Source organism: Phascolarctobacterium succinatutens, from assembly GCF_023497905.1.
In the GTDB taxonomy this organism is placed as follows: domain Bacteria; phylum Bacillota; class Negativicutes; order Acidaminococcales; family Acidaminococcaceae; genus Phascolarctobacterium_A; species Phascolarctobacterium_A succinatutens.
The window spans coordinates 2,041,962-2,058,274 of the sequence record NZ_CP097284.1 but is presented as its reverse complement, the minus strand read 5'-3'; the positions used below and the strand labels follow the sequence as shown (position 1 = coordinate 2,058,274).

Genomic DNA, 16,313 nt, shown 5'->3' with positions numbered 1-16,313 from the left:
TCGTTTTGTTATGCTTATAATTTGCTTTGGCTGATGAAGCCGAGAAATTCCTTGACGTAGCTTGGCAGCAGATAATTTTTGCGGTAGATGAGGTAGAGGCTGCGTTCGGAAAAGACCTGTGGCAGCTCGAAGACCAGCAAACGTTTTTCCTGCAGAAAGTTGTGCGCTGCCTTTTCCGAGATAATGGAAATTCCCATACCGCCGGCGACAAGGTTTTTGATGGTTTCCTGATCGTTGACGCGGGCAATAATCTGCAGCTCGTCCTCGGAAATACCGCTGTGCGCCAGAAAGTTATCTGCCATTTTTTTGCTGCCGCTGCCCTTTTCGCGCAGAATCAGCGGCTCGCGTAAAAGCTCCGGCAGCACATTTTCCTTTTGTTGCTTATACTGCAGAAAATGCTCGTTGACCGGAGTTATGACTACCATGCGGTCCTTGCAGAAAGGCTGGCAGCAGAAGTCGCTGTCCTCGCAGCTCATGCCGATAAAGCCAAGGTTGAAAAGTCCGTCCTTCAGGCCGTTGATGATGCCTTGACTGTCACTCTGGTGAATGATGAAGTAAATATCCTGATGCAGCTTGCCGAAGTCGGCTAAAAGCTGCGGCAGGATATAAGCTGAGGGGATGGTGGAGGCACCGAGGTGGATGATACGCCGGCTTTCGATGGAGCAGGCCTGAATCATGCGCTCCTTTAACTCCAGAATATTCAGTGCGTATTCGTAAAGCTCGCGTCCCTTGGGTGTTATCTGCAGGCTTTTGGTAGTACGCAGAATCAGCTTGGTGTTAAGCTCGCTTTCCAGCTGGTGGATGTGCGTGCTGACTGTGGACTGCGACACGAAAAGCCTGCCTGCAGCCTGCGTGAAGCTTTCCTCCTGCACTACGGTGACAAAGCTTTGCAGCTGTTTAAAGTCCATGGGCGAGCACCTCTTTCAATGCTTGCAGAGCAATATTGACTTCCTCGGCAGTATTGTGCCAACCGAAGGAAAAGCGCAGCGTACCCGTGGGATAGGTTTCGAGCGTTTTGTGAGCGTTGGGGGCGCAGTGCAGGCCTACGCGTGTGGCGATGGCGTATCTGTCCGCTAAGATGAAGGCCAGCTCTGCGATATCTGTTATATCTGTACTGATAGAAACAACACCTATGCGCTCGCTGCAGTTCCTTTTGCCGACAATGCGCAATAAGTTTTGCGCTTCTGATTGTTGCAGTCCGTCTAAAAACTGCTGCGTAAGCGTAAGCTCGTGCGTGCGGATTTTATCAATGCCCTGCTGCTGCAGCCAGCTGAGGGAAGCGTGCAGACCGGCGATGCCCGGAAGGTTGAGCGTGCCTGCTTCGAATTTATCTGGCATGAAGCGGGGGGGGTGCTCCGTATGGCTGAGGCTGCCGGTGCCGCCGACGATGAGCGGTGTTATTTCGTCAATCATGCTTTCAAGCAGCACAAAGCCGCCGATGCCTTGCGGTGCCAAAAGTCCCTTGTGCCCCGTAAAGGCGAGAGCGTCGATGTGCATTTCCTGCATGTTGATGGGAACGACGCCGGCACTTTGCGCACTGTCGACGATGAATTTCAGGTTATGCTTTTGGCAGAAGCTGCCGATTGCCGCCAAGGGCTGCAGCGTGCCGCAGACATTGCTGGCGTGCGTCATGATGATTGCTTTGGTGTTGGGGCGCAAAAGCTGCGGCAAAGCGTCTAAACGCAGTGCACCATCTGCGTCGCAGGGGATGCGGCTGAAGGTGATGGCATCGGTGGGAGCGTTGTCAGTAGTAAGCTCTGTGCCGATTTGCTGGAGCGGACGCATGACGGCGTTGTGCTCCATAGCGGTAACAAGCACATGGTCGCCGCTGTGCAGCAGTCCCTTGATGATGATATTCAGGCTTTCGGTAATGTTCTTCGTAAAGACAACATTTTTGCTGTCCTCGCCGCCGAAAAAGCGGCAAAGCTGCTCGCGAGTGGCAAAAACAAGGTCCTCGGTAGTGGTCGCGCAGGTACCGCGGCTGATGTTGGTACCTGCATGTGTAATATATTGATAAACTGCGTCAGCAACTGCCTGTGGCTTGGGAAAGGTGGTGCTGGCGTTGTCGAGATAAATTTGCTGCATTTTCCGTACCTCCTCATGTTACGCCTATTCTATCATATAATTATCTGAAAAGCTAATAAATCAATCAGCTTTATCTATAAATGATATTGGTATAAGCATGCGGGCTATGATATACTTTTGTCGAAGAAATATTTTGGGGAGGCTTTTTATGAAAAATGAACAAGTAACGATTGTTGCAACAGGTGCGGTTATCGGCCTGGTGGCAGCAATGCTGGTGTTTTTCGGCAATCCGGCCAACATGGGCCTGTGTATTGCCTGTTTTTTGCGTGATATTGCTGGTGGCTTGGGCTTGCATGCCGCAAAGGCTGTGCAGTACATCCGTCCGGAAATCAGCGGTCTGGTGCTGGGCGCCTTGGCTGCAGCTTATATGCACGGCGAGTTTTCGCCGAAGGGTGGCAGCTCTCCGCTGACACGTTTTGTGCTGGGCTTTTTTGCGATGATCGGCTGTCTGATGTTTTTGGGCTGCCCGTTCAGAATGCTGTTGCGTATTGCCGGCGGTGACTTGAACGCTGTTGTCGGCTTGGTTGGCTTTGCGGCAGGAATTTATGCCGGAATTTTCTTCCTGAACCGAGGCTACAGCCTGAAGCGTACCTATAAGATGACGGCGGCGGAAGGCAGCATTATGTCGGTGATTGCCGTTGTACTGTTGGTGCTGCTCGTTGCCGCACCGGCCTTCATACACTTTACTAAGACAGGCGGCGGCCCCGGTGCCAAGCATGCGGCTGTTGCTGTGAGCCTGATTGCTGCGGTAGCAGTCGGTTATCTTACGCAGCGCACACGCTTCTGCATGATTGCCGGTATCCGCGATTTTATTCTCTTTAGAGAAACTAAAATGCTGTGGGGCTTTGTGGCTGTTGTTGCGGCAGCTGCTGCTTGCAATGTTGTGCTGACCTCTGTAACAGGCGGTGCCTTTTTCAAGGTGGGCTTTGCGGCGCAGCCTATTGCGCACACCGATGCGCTGTGGAACGTGCTGGGACTTTTCTTGGCGGGTTTTGCCTGCGTACTCTTGGGCGGTTGCCCGATGCGTCAGCTGGTGCTGTCCGGCGAAGGTAACTCCGACAGCGCAGTAACTTTGCTGGGCTTTATCGTGGGCGCGGCCTTTGCGCATAACTTCGGTTTGGCATCCAGCGGCAACGGTCCTACTGCCAACGGTCAGATTGCTGTTGTTATCGGTATTGTTGTTGTTACTGTGATTGCTTATCTGAATACATATAAAAAGTGAGGAAACGCTATGAAAACTATTGATGCAAGAGGCCTTTCCTGTCCCGAACCTGTTATCCTGACGCGTCAGGCGATGATGAGCGGCGAGGCTGCTTATGAGGTAATCGTGGATAATAATACCTCCAAGGAAAATGTAACACGCTACGCACAGCATCAGGGCTATAAGGTTGCGGTAACGGAACAGGACGGCGAATTTACTCTGTCCCTGAGCAAATGATGCAGTATATTGCAACGTTCTTTTCGCACTTCGGTGCGGTGCGCTTTCAGCATCTGTGCACGGAGCGCGGCTGGCAGGCGCAGGTGCGTCCTGTGCCGCGCAGCCTGAGCAGCAGCTGCGGTACCTGCGTATTTTTTAAAACAGAGGTGCTGGAAGATGCAACGTCTTTGCAGACACCGGAGCTGGAGCAGATAGTGCGTGAGCGGGAGAATGGCTACGAGGTTTTGTATACTGCTGCCGAATAAGCGGAGGTTTGAGCTATGGAAAACGAAGTAAAGCTGACGAAGCTGGCGAGCTGTGCCGGCTGCGGGGCCAAGGTCGGTGCCGGTACGCTGTGCAATCTGCTGGCAGGCTTTCAGACGCATTATGATCCTAATCTTTTAGTGGGCTACGATAAAAGCGATGATGCCAGTGTTTATCGGGTGAGTGACGATCTGGCGATTGTGCAGACAACAGATTTCTTTCCGCCGATTGTCGATAATCCGTTTATGTACGGACAGATTGCGGCGACGAACGCTCTGAGTGATGTTTATGCTATGGGCGGTGAACCGAAGCTGGCGCTGAATATCATGTGCATTCCCGAGAAAATGGACAAGGCACCCGTGCAGGAGATTTTGCGCGGCGGTTATGCCAAGGCCTATGAAGCAGGTGCAATTATCACCGGCGGCCACACCATTCACGGCGCGGAGCCGATTTACGGCTTGGCGGTGACAGGCTTTGTGAAGCCTGAAAATGTGTGGACGAACAGCGGCGCACAACCCGGTGACGTACTGCTGCTGACAAAGCCCTTGGGCGTAGGCATTCTGACGACGGCGGCAAAGGCCGGCTTAGTAGAGCAGGAGCTGCTCGATAAGCTGTATGTGCAGATGAGTACGCTCAATAAATATGCGCATGATGTGCTTGTGAAATACAGTGTGCATGCCTGCACCGACGTGACAGGCTTTGCGCTTTTGGGGCACAGTCTGGAGATGGCGCAGGGCAGCGGCGTTACCGTGCACCTGAAGGCGCAGGCTGTGCCCTATCACGAGGAAGCATACGAGATGGCGGATATGGGCTTTATTCCTGCCGGCGCCTATCGTAACCGTGATTTTGCCGAAGCAGGTGTGCGTGTTGTGGGAGCTGTCGCGCGTGCGCTGCAGGATATTTTTTACGACCCGCAGACGAGCGGAGGCCTGCTGTGTGCTGTTCCCGCGGCGGAGGCAGAAGGCTGTCTGGCAGAGCTGCGGGCTGTTGCTCCGAGCACACAGATTATCGGCTATGTGACCGAAAAACTTGACAGTGCGATTTATCTGGAAGCATAAATATTTTCAAGATGCTGCTTAACCGGCGGCATCTTTTTTCACATTTTATTTACGCAAAAATGCTGTATACATTTATGCAGATATTTTACAAACAAGGCTGAATAGTGTATACTAATTATATGAACCGGAAAGTTTTTCCTGTAAAAATTAAGGTCAAGTAATTTTGTGATTTCAAGAAAGAAGGGAATCCAATGGTAAAAATGAAAACAATGGACGGCAACACAGCTGCTGCGTATATTTCCTACGCATTTACCGATGTTGCTGCAATTTATCCTATTACTCCGTCCTCACCGATGGCTGAGGTTGTCGATGAATGGGCTGCCCAAGGCAAAAAGAACATTTTCGGGCAAACCGTTAAGCTGATGGAAATGCAGTCCGAGGCAGGTGCCTCCGGCGCAGTTCACGGCTCCCTGCAGGCAGGTGCGCTGACTACTACCTACACCGCATCTCAAGGCTTGCTTTTGATGATTCCTAATATGTATAAAATGGCCGGCGAGCTGCTGCCCGCAGTTTTCCACGTTTCCGCACGTGCACTGGCAACAAGCTCTCTGTCTATCTTCGGTGACCATCAGGACGTTATGGCTACCCGTCAGACCGGCTTTGCATTGCTGGCTGAAGGCAGCGTACAAGAGGTTATGGATCTGGCAGGCGTAGCACATTTGAGTGCTATCAAAGGTCGCGTACCGTTCCTGAACTTCTTCGACGGCTTCCGTACCTCCCACGAAATCCAGAAGATTGAGGTTATGGATTATGCTAATCTTGAAAAGCTGCTGGATAAGGATGCGGTAGATGCATTCCGTAAACGCGGCCTGAACCCGGATAATCCTGTTATCCGCGGCACCGCACAAAACCCGGATATTTACTTCCAGACTCGCGAGGCTGTTAACACCTATTACAATGCTCTGCCGGAAATCGTAGAGAATTACATGGGCGAAATCAGTAAGCTGACCGGCCGTGAATATCATCTGTTCAACTATTACGGCGCTGAGGATGCAGAAGATATCATCATCATCATGGGCTCTGCTTCCGAAACCGTCCGCACTGTTGTTGAAAAGCTCAACGCAGAAGGCAAAAAGGTTGGCGTACTCGTAGTTCACCTGTATCGTCCGTTCAGCATCGAGCACTTCATGGGCGCAATTCCGCAAAGCGTAAAACGCATCGCTGTATTGGACCGCACCAAAGAACCGGGCGCTTTCGGCGAACCGCTGTATCTTGATGTACGTGCTGCCTTCTATGCAAGCGACCGCAAGCCTATGATTATCGGCGGCCGTTACGGCTTGGGCTCCAAAGATCTGCTGCCCGGCGATATCGTAGCTGTATTCGATAATCTGGCAAGTGCAGAACCGAAAAACAACTTCACCATCAGCATCACTGATGATGTAACCAATACCTCTCTGCCGTGCGTAGCAGGCGTAGACGTAACTCCTGCAGGCACTAAGGGCTGCAAATTCTGGGGCTTGGGCAGTGATGGTACCGTAGGCGCCAACAAGAGCGCTATCAAAATCATCGGTGACCACACCGATATGTACGCTCAAGGCTACTTCTCCTACGACAGTAAAAAATCCGGCGGCGTAACCGTTTCCCATCTGCGCTTCGGTCATACCCCGATTATGGCACCGTACCTGATTGATGCTGCCGATTTTGTTGCAGTACACAATCAGTCCTATGTTCATAAATATGATGTAACCGCAGGCCTGAAAAAAGGCGGCACCTTCCTGCTGAACTGCAACTGGAGCGCTGAGGAGCTCGACGCACAGCTGCCCGGTCAGCTCAAACGCTACATCGCGAAGAACGATATCAAATTCTACATCATTGATGCTGTTAAGATTGCTCAGGAAATCGGTCTGGGCGGCCGCATCAACATGATTATGCAGTCCGCTTTCTTCAAGCTGGCTGATATTATTCCTCTGGCTGACGCTGTTAAATACCTGAAGGATGCTGTTGAGCATTCCTACGGCAAGAAAGGCCAGAACATTGTCGACATGAACAATGCTGCTATCGACAAAGGCATTGATGCTATTGTTGCCGTTGACGTTCCCGCAAGCTGGGCTGAGGCCGGCGATACTGCTGCCCAAGCTGCAACCGGCAACGAGTTCATTGACAAGCTGCTCGTTCCGATGAACAAGCTGGAAGGCGATAAGCTGCCGGTAAGTGCTTTTGCTGATTATGCAGACGGCACCTTCCCAAGCGGTACTGCTGCTTACGAAAAACGCGGCATCGCTATTGACGTACCGGAATGGCAGATGGACACCTGTATCCAATGTAACCAGTGCGCCTTCGTTTGCCCGCATGCTGCTATCCGTCCGGTTCTCATGACCGAGGAAGAAGCTGCCAAGGCTCCGGCAACTCTGCCGAGCAAGCCGGCTATCGGCGCTAAAGGCCTGATGTTCAGCATGAGCATCTCCCCGCTGGATTGCACCGGCTGCGGCAACTGCGCTCAGGTATGCCCGGCTCCGAAAGCCAAAGCTCTCGTTATGAAGCCGCTCGATACTCAGCTTGATAAAGCTGCTGCATGGGAATACAGCCAGAAGGAGGTTGCTCCAAAGGCAAATCCGCTCAACAAGAAGACCATGAAGGGTATTCAGTTCGAGCAGCCGCTGCTTGAGTTCAGCGGTGCGTGCGCAGGCTGCGGCGAAACTCCGTATGCTAAGCTCGTAACCCAGCTGGTTGGCGACCGTATGATGATTGCCAATGCAACCGGCTGTACCTCTATCTGGGGTGCATCCGCTCCGTCCATGCCGTACACCAAAAACTGCAAAGGTCATGGTCCGAGCTGGGCAAACTCCCTGTTCGAGGATAACGCTGAATATGGCTTAGGTATGTTCCTGGGCGTTAAACAATCCCGTGAGCGTGTAGAAGACATGGTAAAAGCTATGCTGGAAGGCGAGCTGCCTGAGGATCTCAAGGCTGCGCTGACCGATTGGCTGGAGCATGTCGACGACAGCGAAGGCACCCGTGAGCGTGCCGAAGCGCTGACTGCTGTACTGGAAAAATACAAAGACAACTGCGATAAATGCGCTGCTCTGTATGATGAGAAGCAATTCTTTGTTAAACGCAGCCACTGGATCTTCGGCGGTGACGGCTGGGCTTATGATATCGGCTACGGCGGTCTGGACCATGTACTGGCATCCGGCGAGAATGTCAATGTTATGGTATTCGATACCGAGGTATATTCCAACACCGGCGGTCAATCCTCCAAATCTACTCCGACTGCGGCAATCGCTAAATTTGCTGCCAGCGGCAAAAAGACCAAGAAGAAAGACCTTGGCATGATGGCTATGAGCTATGGCTATGTATATGTTGCACAGGTTGCTATGGGCGCCGACAAGAACCAGACTCTGAAGGCTATTGCCGAAGCAGAGGCTTATGACGGCCCGTCCCTGATTATTGCTTACGCACCTTGCATCAACCATGGCCTGAAGGTTGGCATGGGCTGCAGCCAGCTCGAAGAAAAACGTGCTGTTGACTGCGGTTACTGGGCAACCTACCGCTTCAATCCGGAACTGAAGGAGCAAGGCAAGAATCCGTTCATTCTGGACAGCAAAGAGCCTACCGCAAACTTCCGTGACTTCCTTATGGGCGAAGTTCGTTTCAGCTCTCTGCAGAAGATGTTCCCGGATACTGCGGAAGCATTGTTCGAAAAGACCGAGAAAGACGCTATGACTCGTCTGGACGGCTACAAAAAGCTGGCAGGCAAGGAATAAAATTCTTGCTTAATAAAAAATAAGCCGTGCTGCGTAAGCGGCACGGCAAAAAGAAAAAATAAAGAACTCTCTACGTGCTCTGCTCATGCAGTGCTTCGTAGGGAGTTCTTTTTATGCTTCAAAACAAAGAAAATCCCGGCATGGTTCCTTCAAAAACCATAACCGGGATTTTTTCGTCAAGAAATTAAGCAGCGGCTTATTTTACCAGTGCTGCCAACGCTTCCTTATCGTGCAGGCCGACTGCGGATTTTACCAGCTTGCCGCTTTTGAAAACCAGCAGGCTGGGGATGCTCATAATAGCAAATTTTTCTGCCAGCTCCGGATTATCATCAACGTTGCATTTGGTAATCTTGATATCGCTGTGCTCCTGAGCAAATGCTTCCAGAATCGGAGCTTGCATACGGCAGGGGCCGCACCAGGATGCCCAAAAATCAACGAGAACTGTTTGGGTAGAATTGGTAACCTCCTGCTCAAAGTTTGCTGTAGTAATTTCTAATGCCATAATTATCACTCCTTAAGTGTTTTGGTAAAAATTTTAGTTATTTTTCTTCTGTCTTATGTTGGCGCAAAAACTTTAACGCTGTCAGGCCTGCGCGTGCGCCCTCGTGTACTGCCTTAGCCACCTGCATCAAGCCTCCCGTGCAGTCGCCGGCAGCGAAAAGTCCGGGGATGTTAGTCGCTCCGTCGCCGTCGATACGGATGAAGCGTCCGTTCAGCTCTGCGCCGAGCTTGCGCGCCATATCGGTGCTGTCTGCTGTGCCAAGAGCGATGAACAAGCCGTCGACGGCAAGCGTGCTGCCGTCGGTAAAGCGGATGCTGCTGAGCTTGCCGTTGCCTTCTACTGCCTGCAGCACAGAGGTGTTTACCTCAAAGCCTGCAGCCTTGGCTGCGTCGCCGCTTTGCCCGTTGGTCAGGATGGTGACGCTGCCTGCCAGCTGTTTAAGATAAGCTGCCTCATGCAGAGCGTAGGCACCGTTGCCTAAAACCGCCACCCGCTTTTTGCGGAAGAAGAAGCCGTCGCAGACGGCGCAATAGCTTATGCCCTTGCCCTCCAGCTCGATAAGTCCGGGAAGATTGAGCGTAATATTCTTGCTGCCGGTAGCTAAAATAAGAGCTTCTGTCTGCAGCTGCACGGCTGTGTTTTTTAAACTGAGCGTGAAGCAGTCGGTGTATTCAACGCCGAGAACCTCATCCTGCAAAATTTCTACGCCCAGAGAACGTGCCTGCTCCAGTCCTGCTGCATAAAGCTTGGCGCCGGAAGCGGCAATGCCGTAATAGTTGTCGATTTTATGTGCCTTGGCCAGTGCGCCGGGGCCGTTTTCAATGATGCATACCTTTTGACCGGCGCGCGCCAGATAAAGAGCAGCACTTACTCCGGCGGGACCGCCGCCGATAATAATAGCTTGCTTAATGTTGTTAGTCATAGGCAGCCTCCTGTAAATATAAACTGAGATAAAACGGAAAATTATTCTTTATTTTATTATAACTCAGTTTGCAAAATTTTTCTGCAAAATAATAGTGAATTAGCAGTTGGCAGAGGTGCTGTTATCTTTTGGTTTATCAGCTTCGGATTGTGCTTTGGCAGGCTGTTCGGTAACATTTTCCCGCAGCGGAGTTTCAAAATAAAGACTGGTGCTGGGGAAGGCACAGCTTACGCCCACCTCTTCAAGCAGCTCCAATGTATGCAGGTTGATTTCCTGCATAATGTTGAGGTATTCGAGGTGCTTGCCTGTTTTGGCGTAGCAGACAACACGTATATCAAGGCTGCTGCTGTTATAGGTGACAAAATGAACGCGTACATCATTTTCATCAATAAGCGTGAGATCCTCCAGATAATTTTTCAGCTTGAAGATAAATTCCTCGATTTGGGCAGCCGTTGTACCGTAGGTCAGGCCAAGCGTAAAGTCGATGCGGCGACGTTCGCGCAGCGTATAGTTGGTAATCGGCGTGTTGCTGAGGAGGGAGTTCGGAATATAAACAAGCTCCTGTGGAAAGGTGCGGATACAGGTGCTGCGGAAGGAAACGCTTTCTACGATACCTTCGATGCCGTTGGCTTTAATCCAGTCGCCGATTTTAAAGGGCTTATCGAGCAGGATTATCATACTGCCGAAAACGTTGGCCAACGCATCCTTGGCTGCAAATGCAACAGCCAAAGAGCCGATGCTTAGGGAGGCGATGAAGGCGCTGATGTCATAATTCCATTCCCGGGCTACGGTTACAAAGCCCAGCATGATGATAATTATACGGAAAACAGTCGCTAGAATGTTAGCGATGGCTTCATCGGTCTGGATACCGAATCTTTCCAGCAAATCGAAGAAAACGCCGTGCGTTGTATCAATCAGGTTATACAGGCCCCAGAAAAAGTTGGTGACAATGATCGTTCGCAGAATGCGGTCGGTAAAGCTGAAATCGTGTACTGATGCCAACGGCGACAGGTTGATTGCCGCATAGAACGCGATAATAAAGAGTGCAATGTTGATAGGTGTCTCAAAGGCGTTAAGAAAATACTCGCCGTAGCCGAAGGATACCTTGTTATTCAGACGGCGTAAAAGGCGGATGAAAAAGTTTTTATAAATGTAGCGGACAACGGTAAAGAAAAGAAAGGCACTTATGGAAGGGTACCATGGTTTAAGAGTAAGCAATATATCGTTCACGAGGGAACCTCCTTGGTTAAGAAATTTTTAGCTTAACTAATTTTAGCATTTTCTGCAATACCGCACAACGATTTTACATTTATTTCTAATTCTCGTGACACTTTAGTAAACTTGTATGTTTATGGATGTGGTATAATTAATACAATATAAATAGACGGAGGCATGTTATGGAACTGCTGGTTGAGCGTATATTTGCAATCTTCATAGCTGTATCGGGACCGATACTGACAATATTTGACCTTCCGGGGAATACTTTGCTTTTACTGACATCGTTGATGTTTGCTTTTTTTGATGAGGTACTTTATTTTAACGGCAGATTGCTGTCTGCTATGGTACTCATTTATGCTTTGGGTGAATTTTGGGAGTTCTGCGTCGGCCTTTTCGGCATCAAACGCAGTAAAGTTTCTTGGTTCGCTGTTATTTTCATTGCCTTGGGAAGCTTTGCCGGCACTCTGCTCGGTACATTGATTTTTCCGATATTAGGCTCATTGCTCGGCGGTATGGCCGGTGCCTTTGCGGCTGCGTTTGCCTATGAGCTGGCGCATACGGGTGTTTCGGCGGCTGCTATGCAGTTGGCGTGGACGGCAGCGAAGATGCGCTTTTTTGCAATGCTCGGCAAGCTGGCAGCAGGTATTGCTTTAGCTGCTCTGCTCTTGAAGCAGGTAGTATTTTTTTAAATATGTAATATAATTTAATGAGAGGTGTACAATATGGAATTTACTTTCGCACATAACAACTTTAACGTATTGGATTTGGAAAAAAGCCTGAAGTTTTACGAGGAGGCCTTGGGCCTGAAGGATGATCACCGTAAGGTGGCCGAGGACGGCAGCTTTATTCTGGTATATCTGACGGACGGCAAAACTCCGCATCTGTTGGAGCTTACCTGGCTGCGTGACCGCAAGGAAGCTTATAATCTAGGCGAAAATGAATTCCATCTGGCATTTTTGGTAGATGATTACGAAGCAGCGCATGCTAAGCATAAGGAAATGGGCTGCATCTGCTACGAAAATCCTGCTATGGGAATTTACTTTATTACCGACCCCGATAATTATTGGCTGGAAATTGTTCCGAAGAACAAATAAGCGTCAAAGTCCGGGAGGTAGATGACATGAAACACAAGCTGTGTCTGCATGGACTGGAAGTAAAAAACCAGGCGCAGCTGCTTAATCTTGCGAAAAGGCTGTTGCCTGGCAGTACCGTAAAGGTAAAAATCAAAGAAAAATATTTTAACGATAATGATATGTACAAATATCGCCTGACACGTTTTACGCCGGAAAATATTGACGGTGTGCGCTTGTATTGTGCCTGGGGCACTTTGCTTGTGAGCGATAAGCTGCTGGCGATAGCGGATATCATTATCGAATTCGAATATCACAATGCGGAAGCTGCAGAGGCTGTCGACAGCCTGCTGCAGAAGCTGCTGGCCTCCAAAACAAAATTTGTGCTGGAGGAGCCGGATTTTTCGCAGCGACTGGACCAGTTGCGCGGCTGTTTTGACCAAAAGCAGCTGGCGGCCTACGATGCCGACAGCGCTATGAGCCTGCTGTATTGTCATCTTCCCTGGCAGGTTTATTATGTAAGCAAGCTGTGGCAGGAGGTTTTGAGCCGTGGCCCGGAACGCAGTCTGCTGCGTCAGCTGCGTGTAAAGCTCAGACGTCTGCGCTCGCTGCTGACTCTATGCAAGCCGCTGCTGCCTGAGCAGGAGGCGGTGCATTGGCAGGGAGTGCTGAAGGCGAGCACCAATCGTTTGGGTGATGTGCGGGAGTACGATGTGGCGCTGCAAATTTGCTCGCGTCTGCAGCGCAGCCGGGAGCAGGCGGAAGCTGCGCTGCCGCAGCTTACGGCTTTGCTGACGCAGCTGCGCGGTACGGCTGCAGCTAAGGCGCTGCGCGGACTGAGGCTGAACCGCTTGACGCTGGAGCTGGCCCGTTTGCTTTTGTGGCTGTACAGCGTGCCTGCGCCTGAAAGGGAGCTGACATTGGCAGAGTTTTTGTCGCGTCGTTTCGGTAACTGGTATGACAAGCTGATGGAGCTGCCGAAAAAATATCCCGATTTGCATAATATGGAGCAGCTGCACCGCATCCGCATCAAGCTCAAGCGCTTCCGTTATGCACTGCAGAGCGTGCCGGAGCTGGCTCCGGAAGCACGCCTTTTGCGTAGCCTGAAGTATCTGCAGGATATGCTGGGGCTGCTGCACGATGATTATATCAACACCATGATGGTAGAGAAGCTGGTGGCGGCACATCCCAAAATCAAAGAGCTGCGCTATGAAGCAGCCTTGTTCAGCGGCTGGGAGCAGGCCAAGGCCGATGCGGCGCTGGAAGCATTGCCGCAGCAGTGGGAAGCCTTTAGCAGCCAGCTGACGGAATGGAAAAACAAAAATCTTTAATGCTGTGCTTAATTTTATCGTTAGCGGAAAAGATTTGTAAAGTTTTTATGGTAACGCTTGCACTTGTTGGCACGAAAGACTATAATTAAACACATATTAAGCATATAGGGAGGAGAATTTCCGTGAAAAAAATATTAATGCTGGTTACAATGATTATGATGCTGGCTGTCAGCGCAGTTTGCAGCGCATCCAACGGCAAGGTTTTGGATGCAGAGGAAGCTATTGTTGACAAATTTATCAACGGTGGCAACTATAAGGCAGTTACCTCCATGATGACCGAGGATATGCAAAAGAACTGGGATGAAAAGGCATACACTAATATGCACGCACAGCTTGCTAAGGATTTCGGTAAGCTGACCACCAATCAACTGATTGTTGTTGAAAAGCATAATGGCGCAGACGTGCTGCTGTATCAGGTTGTTGCAGAGAAAAAACCTGCTGCCCGCTTCGTATATCTTTTCAAGCTGAACGGCGAGAAGCCTTTGCTGAATGATTTCAGTGTAATGCTGCCGCAGCAGAAAGAAGCAGCTAAGGAAGAAGCTAAAAAATAAATTTTATATTAAAAAGCTGACGACAGAGCTATACTATGGCAGTATACTCTGTCGTTTTTGGTTGATTTTTTTAGCTTGCTGTTATGGTAAATCCTGCACTTGCTTATGCAATTTCTTGACTGTACTTTATAGCTGTTATATAATATTGAAGAATATAAGAGGTCTTTTAGTGCAGAAAAGTTTAATGGCATTAGATTGACAAAAATCTTGTAGGGCTTGCGACCTTTCGATCATAATGGTGTGGCGAAACGGTGCAGGCTCTATCTTGTTTATGGAGGCAAGTACTATGCAGCCGGTAAAAATTCGTATTTTGAGTACAACGAAGGATGAGGGTAGTGAGGCTCAGGCTTCTGAACAAAAGTATACGGGTATGATGACGGAAAAAGGCGGCAAATACTACGTAATCTATAAGGAGGATGAACAGTCCGGTCTGGATAATACCAAGACAACGCTGAAATGGGACGATGAGCACGTTATAGTCATGCGTAGCGGCAGCGTAGATCACAGACAGGAATTCCGCCGTGGATATGTAGATAAAAGCCTTTATCAGACACCTTATATGAAAATTCCTCTGACGACGGAAACCAGTTATGTATATACCCATTTCCGTAACGGCATGTGGCAGCTGGAAATGGAATATACCTTGTATCATGATGATAAGCCTTACGGCGAGATGAAGATTTTAATTGAGGTTGAGGAAATTTAATATGAAAATAGGCTTTGATAATCAAAAATATTTGACCATGCAATCTGAGCATATCAGAGAGCGCATCAGTAAATTCGGCGATAAGCTTTATCTGGAATTCGGCGGCAAGCTGTTCGATGATTACCATGCTTCCCGCGTACTGCCGGGCTTTGCTCCGGACAGTAAGCTGCAGATGCTTCTGCAGCTGGCGGACCAGGCAGAGATGATTATTTCCATCAATGCCGATGATATTGAAAATAATAAGGTGCGCCACGATTTAGGCCTGACCTACGATCTGGATGTACTGCGTCTGGTAAAGGTTTACCGTTCCAAGGGACTTTATGTCAGCAGCGTTGTTATTACGCAATATAAGGGCCAGAAATCCATCGAAAGCTTCAAGAATAAGCTGGAGGCTTTGGATATCAAGGTTTATTACCATTATCCGATTGAAGGCTATCCGCATAATGTGGAGCATATTGTCAGTGATGCGGGCTATGGCCAGAACGACTATGTAGAAACTACACGTCCGCTGGTAGTTGTTACTGCTCCCGGTCCCGGCAGCGGCAAGATGGCTACCTGCCTGTCGCAGCTGTATCATGAAAATAAGCGCGGCATTAAGGCCAGTTATGCTAAATTCGAAACCTTCCCCATCTGGAATCTGCCTTTGAAGCATCCTGTAAATATGGCTTACGAGGCTGCTACGGCTGATTTGCAGGACGTTAATATGATTGACCCCTTCCATTTGGAGGCCTATGGCGTAACTACGGTAAATTACAATCGTGATGTTGAGATTTATCCTGTACTGGCAGCAATCTTTGAAGGTATTTACGGCTATTGCCCGTATAAATCGCCTACCGATATGGGCGTTAATATGGCAGGCAACTGCATCTGTGATGATGAGGTCTGCTGCGAGGCATCGCGTCAGGAAATTATCCGCCGCTATTATCAGTCCCTGAACCGTCTGGCACTGGATGAGGCCAGCAAGCAGGAGGTTTATACGCTGGAGCTGCTGATGAAGCAGGCTAAGGTCAGCGTAAATGACCGCCGCGTTGTTACCGTAGCCAAGCAGGTTGCGGAAGAGCGCAAGTGCGCTGTTATTGCGCTGGAGCTTGCCGATGGCAGAATTGTTACCGGCAAAACTACGGATTTGCTGGGACCTGCCAGTGCCGTGCTGTTGAACGCTATTAAGGAACTGGGCGGTATTGCGGATGAAATGCACCTGATTTCGCCGACCTACATTAACCCGATTCAGAATTTGAAAACACACTACCTTGGCAGCAGCAATCCGCGTCTGCATATGGATGAGGTGCTGATAGCGCTTTCCATGTGTGCCGCAACGGACAGTCTGGCTAAGCTGGCGCTGGAAAAGCTGCCGGAGCTGAAGGGCTGTCAGGCTCACTCTACCGTTATGCTGACAGAGGGCGATTTTAAGGTATTCAAAAAGCTGGGCGTTGAACTGACTAATGACCCTATTTACGAAACAAAATAAGCAATAAATAAAGAGAA

General features: G+C 49.8%; 16 protein-coding genes. 11 read left to right on the top strand and 5 right to left on the bottom strand.

Annotated elements, in window-relative coordinates:
- Positions 1-14: 14 nt before the first annotated feature.
- Positions 15-908, bottom strand: coding sequence for a selenium metabolism-associated LysR family transcriptional regulator (locus M5E81_RS09830; RefSeq protein WP_249747406.1), 894 nt, complete (start codon positions 906-908; stop codon positions 15-17).
- The gene (locus tag M5E81_RS09825; RefSeq protein WP_249747405.1) at positions 898-2,085 is read right to left on the bottom strand and encodes an aminotransferase class V-fold PLP-dependent enzyme; all 1,188 of its coding nucleotides are present in this window, start codon (positions 2,083-2,085) and stop codon (positions 898-900) included. The genes M5E81_RS09830 and M5E81_RS09825 overlap by 11 nt, the downstream gene beginning before the upstream one ends.
- Positions 2,086-2,233: 148 nt before the next feature.
- On the opposite strand from M5E81_RS09825, the gene yedE reads away from it, so the two are divergent.
- The 5 genes from yedE (at position 2,234) to nifJ (ending at position 8,528) form a co-directional block, all read left to right on the top strand.
- Complete coding sequence (yedE, locus tag M5E81_RS09820; protein ID WP_249747404.1) at positions 2,234-3,307, top strand: YedE family putative selenium transporter; 1,074 nt, start codon at positions 2,234-2,236, stop codon at positions 3,305-3,307.
- 9 nt (positions 3,308-3,316) lie between these two features.
- Positions 3,317-3,523 (top strand): sulfurtransferase TusA family protein, encoded by a 207-nt coding sequence (locus tag M5E81_RS09815; RefSeq protein WP_009146013.1) that lies wholly within the window; start codon positions 3,317-3,319, stop codon positions 3,521-3,523.
- The gene (locus tag M5E81_RS09810; RefSeq protein ID WP_249747403.1) at positions 3,520-3,768 is read left to right on the top strand and encodes a putative Se/S carrier protein; all 249 of its coding nucleotides are present in this window, start codon (positions 3,520-3,522) and stop codon (positions 3,766-3,768) included. The genes M5E81_RS09815 and M5E81_RS09810 overlap by 4 nt, the downstream gene beginning before the upstream one ends.
- Positions 3,769-3,783: 15 nt before the next feature.
- On the top strand, positions 3,784-4,824 hold the full coding sequence (gene selD / locus M5E81_RS09805) for a selenide, water dikinase SelD (protein ID WP_009146015.1): 1,041 nt from the start codon (positions 3,784-3,786) through the stop codon (positions 4,822-4,824).
- A gap of 191 nt (positions 4,825-5,015) precedes the next feature.
- Complete coding sequence (gene nifJ, locus M5E81_RS09800) at positions 5,016-8,528, top strand: pyruvate:ferredoxin (flavodoxin) oxidoreductase (protein WP_249747402.1); 3,513 nt, start codon at positions 5,016-5,018, stop codon at positions 8,526-8,528.
- 196 nt (positions 8,529-8,724) lie between these two features.
- On the opposite strand, the gene trxA is transcribed toward nifJ, so the two are convergent.
- The 3 genes from trxA to M5E81_RS09785 form a co-directional block, all read right to left on the bottom strand.
- Entirely contained in the window at positions 8,725-9,030 is a 306-nt protein-coding gene (trxA, locus tag M5E81_RS09795) for a thioredoxin (protein WP_009146017.1), read from the bottom strand.
- A 37-nt stretch (positions 9,031-9,067) separates the two neighbouring features.
- Positions 9,068-9,952: an NAD(P)/FAD-dependent oxidoreductase gene (locus M5E81_RS09790; protein ID WP_009146018.1), complete on the bottom strand. Its 885-nt coding sequence runs from the start codon at positions 9,950-9,952 to the stop codon at positions 9,068-9,070.
- A 99-nt stretch (positions 9,953-10,051) separates the two neighbouring features.
- The gene (locus tag M5E81_RS09785) at positions 10,052-11,182 is read right to left on the bottom strand and encodes a mechanosensitive ion channel family protein (protein ID WP_249747401.1); all 1,131 of its coding nucleotides are present in this window, start codon (positions 11,180-11,182) and stop codon (positions 10,052-10,054) included.
- Positions 11,183-11,349: 167 nt separating this feature from the next.
- Between M5E81_RS09785 and M5E81_RS09780 the strand changes: the two genes are divergently transcribed.
- From M5E81_RS09780 to M5E81_RS09755, 6 genes are all read left to right on the top strand, one after another.
- Positions 11,350-11,859: a DUF456 family protein gene (locus M5E81_RS09780; RefSeq protein WP_009146020.1), complete on the top strand. Its 510-nt coding sequence runs from the start codon at positions 11,350-11,352 to the stop codon at positions 11,857-11,859.
- 33 nt (positions 11,860-11,892) lie between these two features.
- Positions 11,893-12,264 carry a VOC family protein gene (locus M5E81_RS09775; protein ID WP_009146021.1) on the top strand — a complete coding sequence of 124 codons (372 nt, stop codon included), beginning with the start codon at positions 11,893-11,895 and terminating at the stop codon, positions 12,262-12,264.
- A 26-nt stretch (positions 12,265-12,290) separates the two neighbouring features.
- The gene (locus M5E81_RS09770; RefSeq protein WP_249747400.1) at positions 12,291-13,571 is read left to right on the top strand and encodes a CHAD domain-containing protein; all 1,281 of its coding nucleotides are present in this window, start codon (positions 12,291-12,293) and stop codon (positions 13,569-13,571) included.
- Between the two features lie 122 nt (positions 13,572-13,693).
- Positions 13,694-14,122 carry a hypothetical protein gene (locus M5E81_RS09765; RefSeq protein WP_040565308.1) on the top strand — a complete coding sequence of 143 codons (429 nt, stop codon included), beginning with the start codon at positions 13,694-13,696 and terminating at the stop codon, positions 14,120-14,122.
- A 286-nt stretch (positions 14,123-14,408) separates the two neighbouring features.
- Positions 14,409-14,828, top strand: coding sequence for a YwiB family protein (locus tag M5E81_RS09760; RefSeq protein WP_040565309.1), 420 nt, complete (start codon positions 14,409-14,411; stop codon positions 14,826-14,828).
- A gap of 1 nt (position 14,829) precedes the next feature.
- Positions 14,830-16,296 carry a DUF1846 domain-containing protein gene (locus M5E81_RS09755; protein WP_249747399.1) on the top strand — a complete coding sequence of 489 codons (1,467 nt, stop codon included), beginning with the start codon at positions 14,830-14,832 and terminating at the stop codon, positions 16,294-16,296.
- The last annotated feature ends 17 nt before the right edge of the window (positions 16,297-16,313 follow it).

What these genes read in the sequence shown, in the direction of transcription:
- selD (WP_009146015.1), top strand. Translation starts at nt 3,784, where the DNA reads ATGGAAAACGAAGTAAAGCTGACGAAGCTGGCGAGCTGTGCCGGCTGC.
- trxA (WP_009146017.1), bottom strand. Translation starts at nt 9,030, where the DNA reads ATGGCATTAGAAATTACTACAGCAAACTTTGAGCAGGAGGTTACCAAT.
- M5E81_RS09775 (WP_009146021.1), top strand. Translation starts at nt 11,893, where the DNA reads ATGGAATTTACTTTCGCACATAACAACTTTAACGTATTGGATTTGGAA.
- M5E81_RS09755 (WP_249747399.1), top strand. Translation starts at nt 14,830, where the DNA reads ATGAAAATAGGCTTTGATAATCAAAAATATTTGACCATGCAATCTGAG.
- M5E81_RS09830 (WP_249747406.1), bottom strand. Translation starts at nt 908, where the DNA reads ATGGACTTTAAACAGCTGCAAAGCTTTGTCACCGTAGTGCAGGAGGAA.
- M5E81_RS09760 (WP_040565309.1), top strand. Translation starts at nt 14,409, where the DNA reads ATGCAGCCGGTAAAAATTCGTATTTTGAGTACAACGAAGGATGAGGGT.
- M5E81_RS09790 (WP_009146018.1), bottom strand. Translation starts at nt 9,952, where the DNA reads ATGACTAACAACATTAAGCAAGCTATTATTATCGGCGGCGGTCCCGCC.
- M5E81_RS09810 (WP_249747403.1), top strand. Translation starts at nt 3,520, where the DNA reads ATGATGCAGTATATTGCAACGTTCTTTTCGCACTTCGGTGCGGTGCGC.
- yedE (WP_249747404.1), top strand. Translation starts at nt 2,234, where the DNA reads ATGAAAAATGAACAAGTAACGATTGTTGCAACAGGTGCGGTTATCGGC.
- M5E81_RS09815 (WP_009146013.1), top strand. Translation starts at nt 3,317, where the DNA reads ATGAAAACTATTGATGCAAGAGGCCTTTCCTGTCCCGAACCTGTTATC.
- M5E81_RS09825 (WP_249747405.1), bottom strand. Translation starts at nt 2,085, where the DNA reads ATGCAGCAAATTTATCTCGACAACGCCAGCACCACCTTTCCCAAGCCA.
- M5E81_RS09780 (WP_009146020.1), top strand. Translation starts at nt 11,350, where the DNA reads ATGGAACTGCTGGTTGAGCGTATATTTGCAATCTTCATAGCTGTATCG.
- nifJ (WP_249747402.1), top strand. Translation starts at nt 5,016, where the DNA reads ATGGTAAAAATGAAAACAATGGACGGCAACACAGCTGCTGCGTATATT.
- M5E81_RS09770 (WP_249747400.1), top strand. Translation starts at nt 12,291, where the DNA reads ATGAAACACAAGCTGTGTCTGCATGGACTGGAAGTAAAAAACCAGGCG.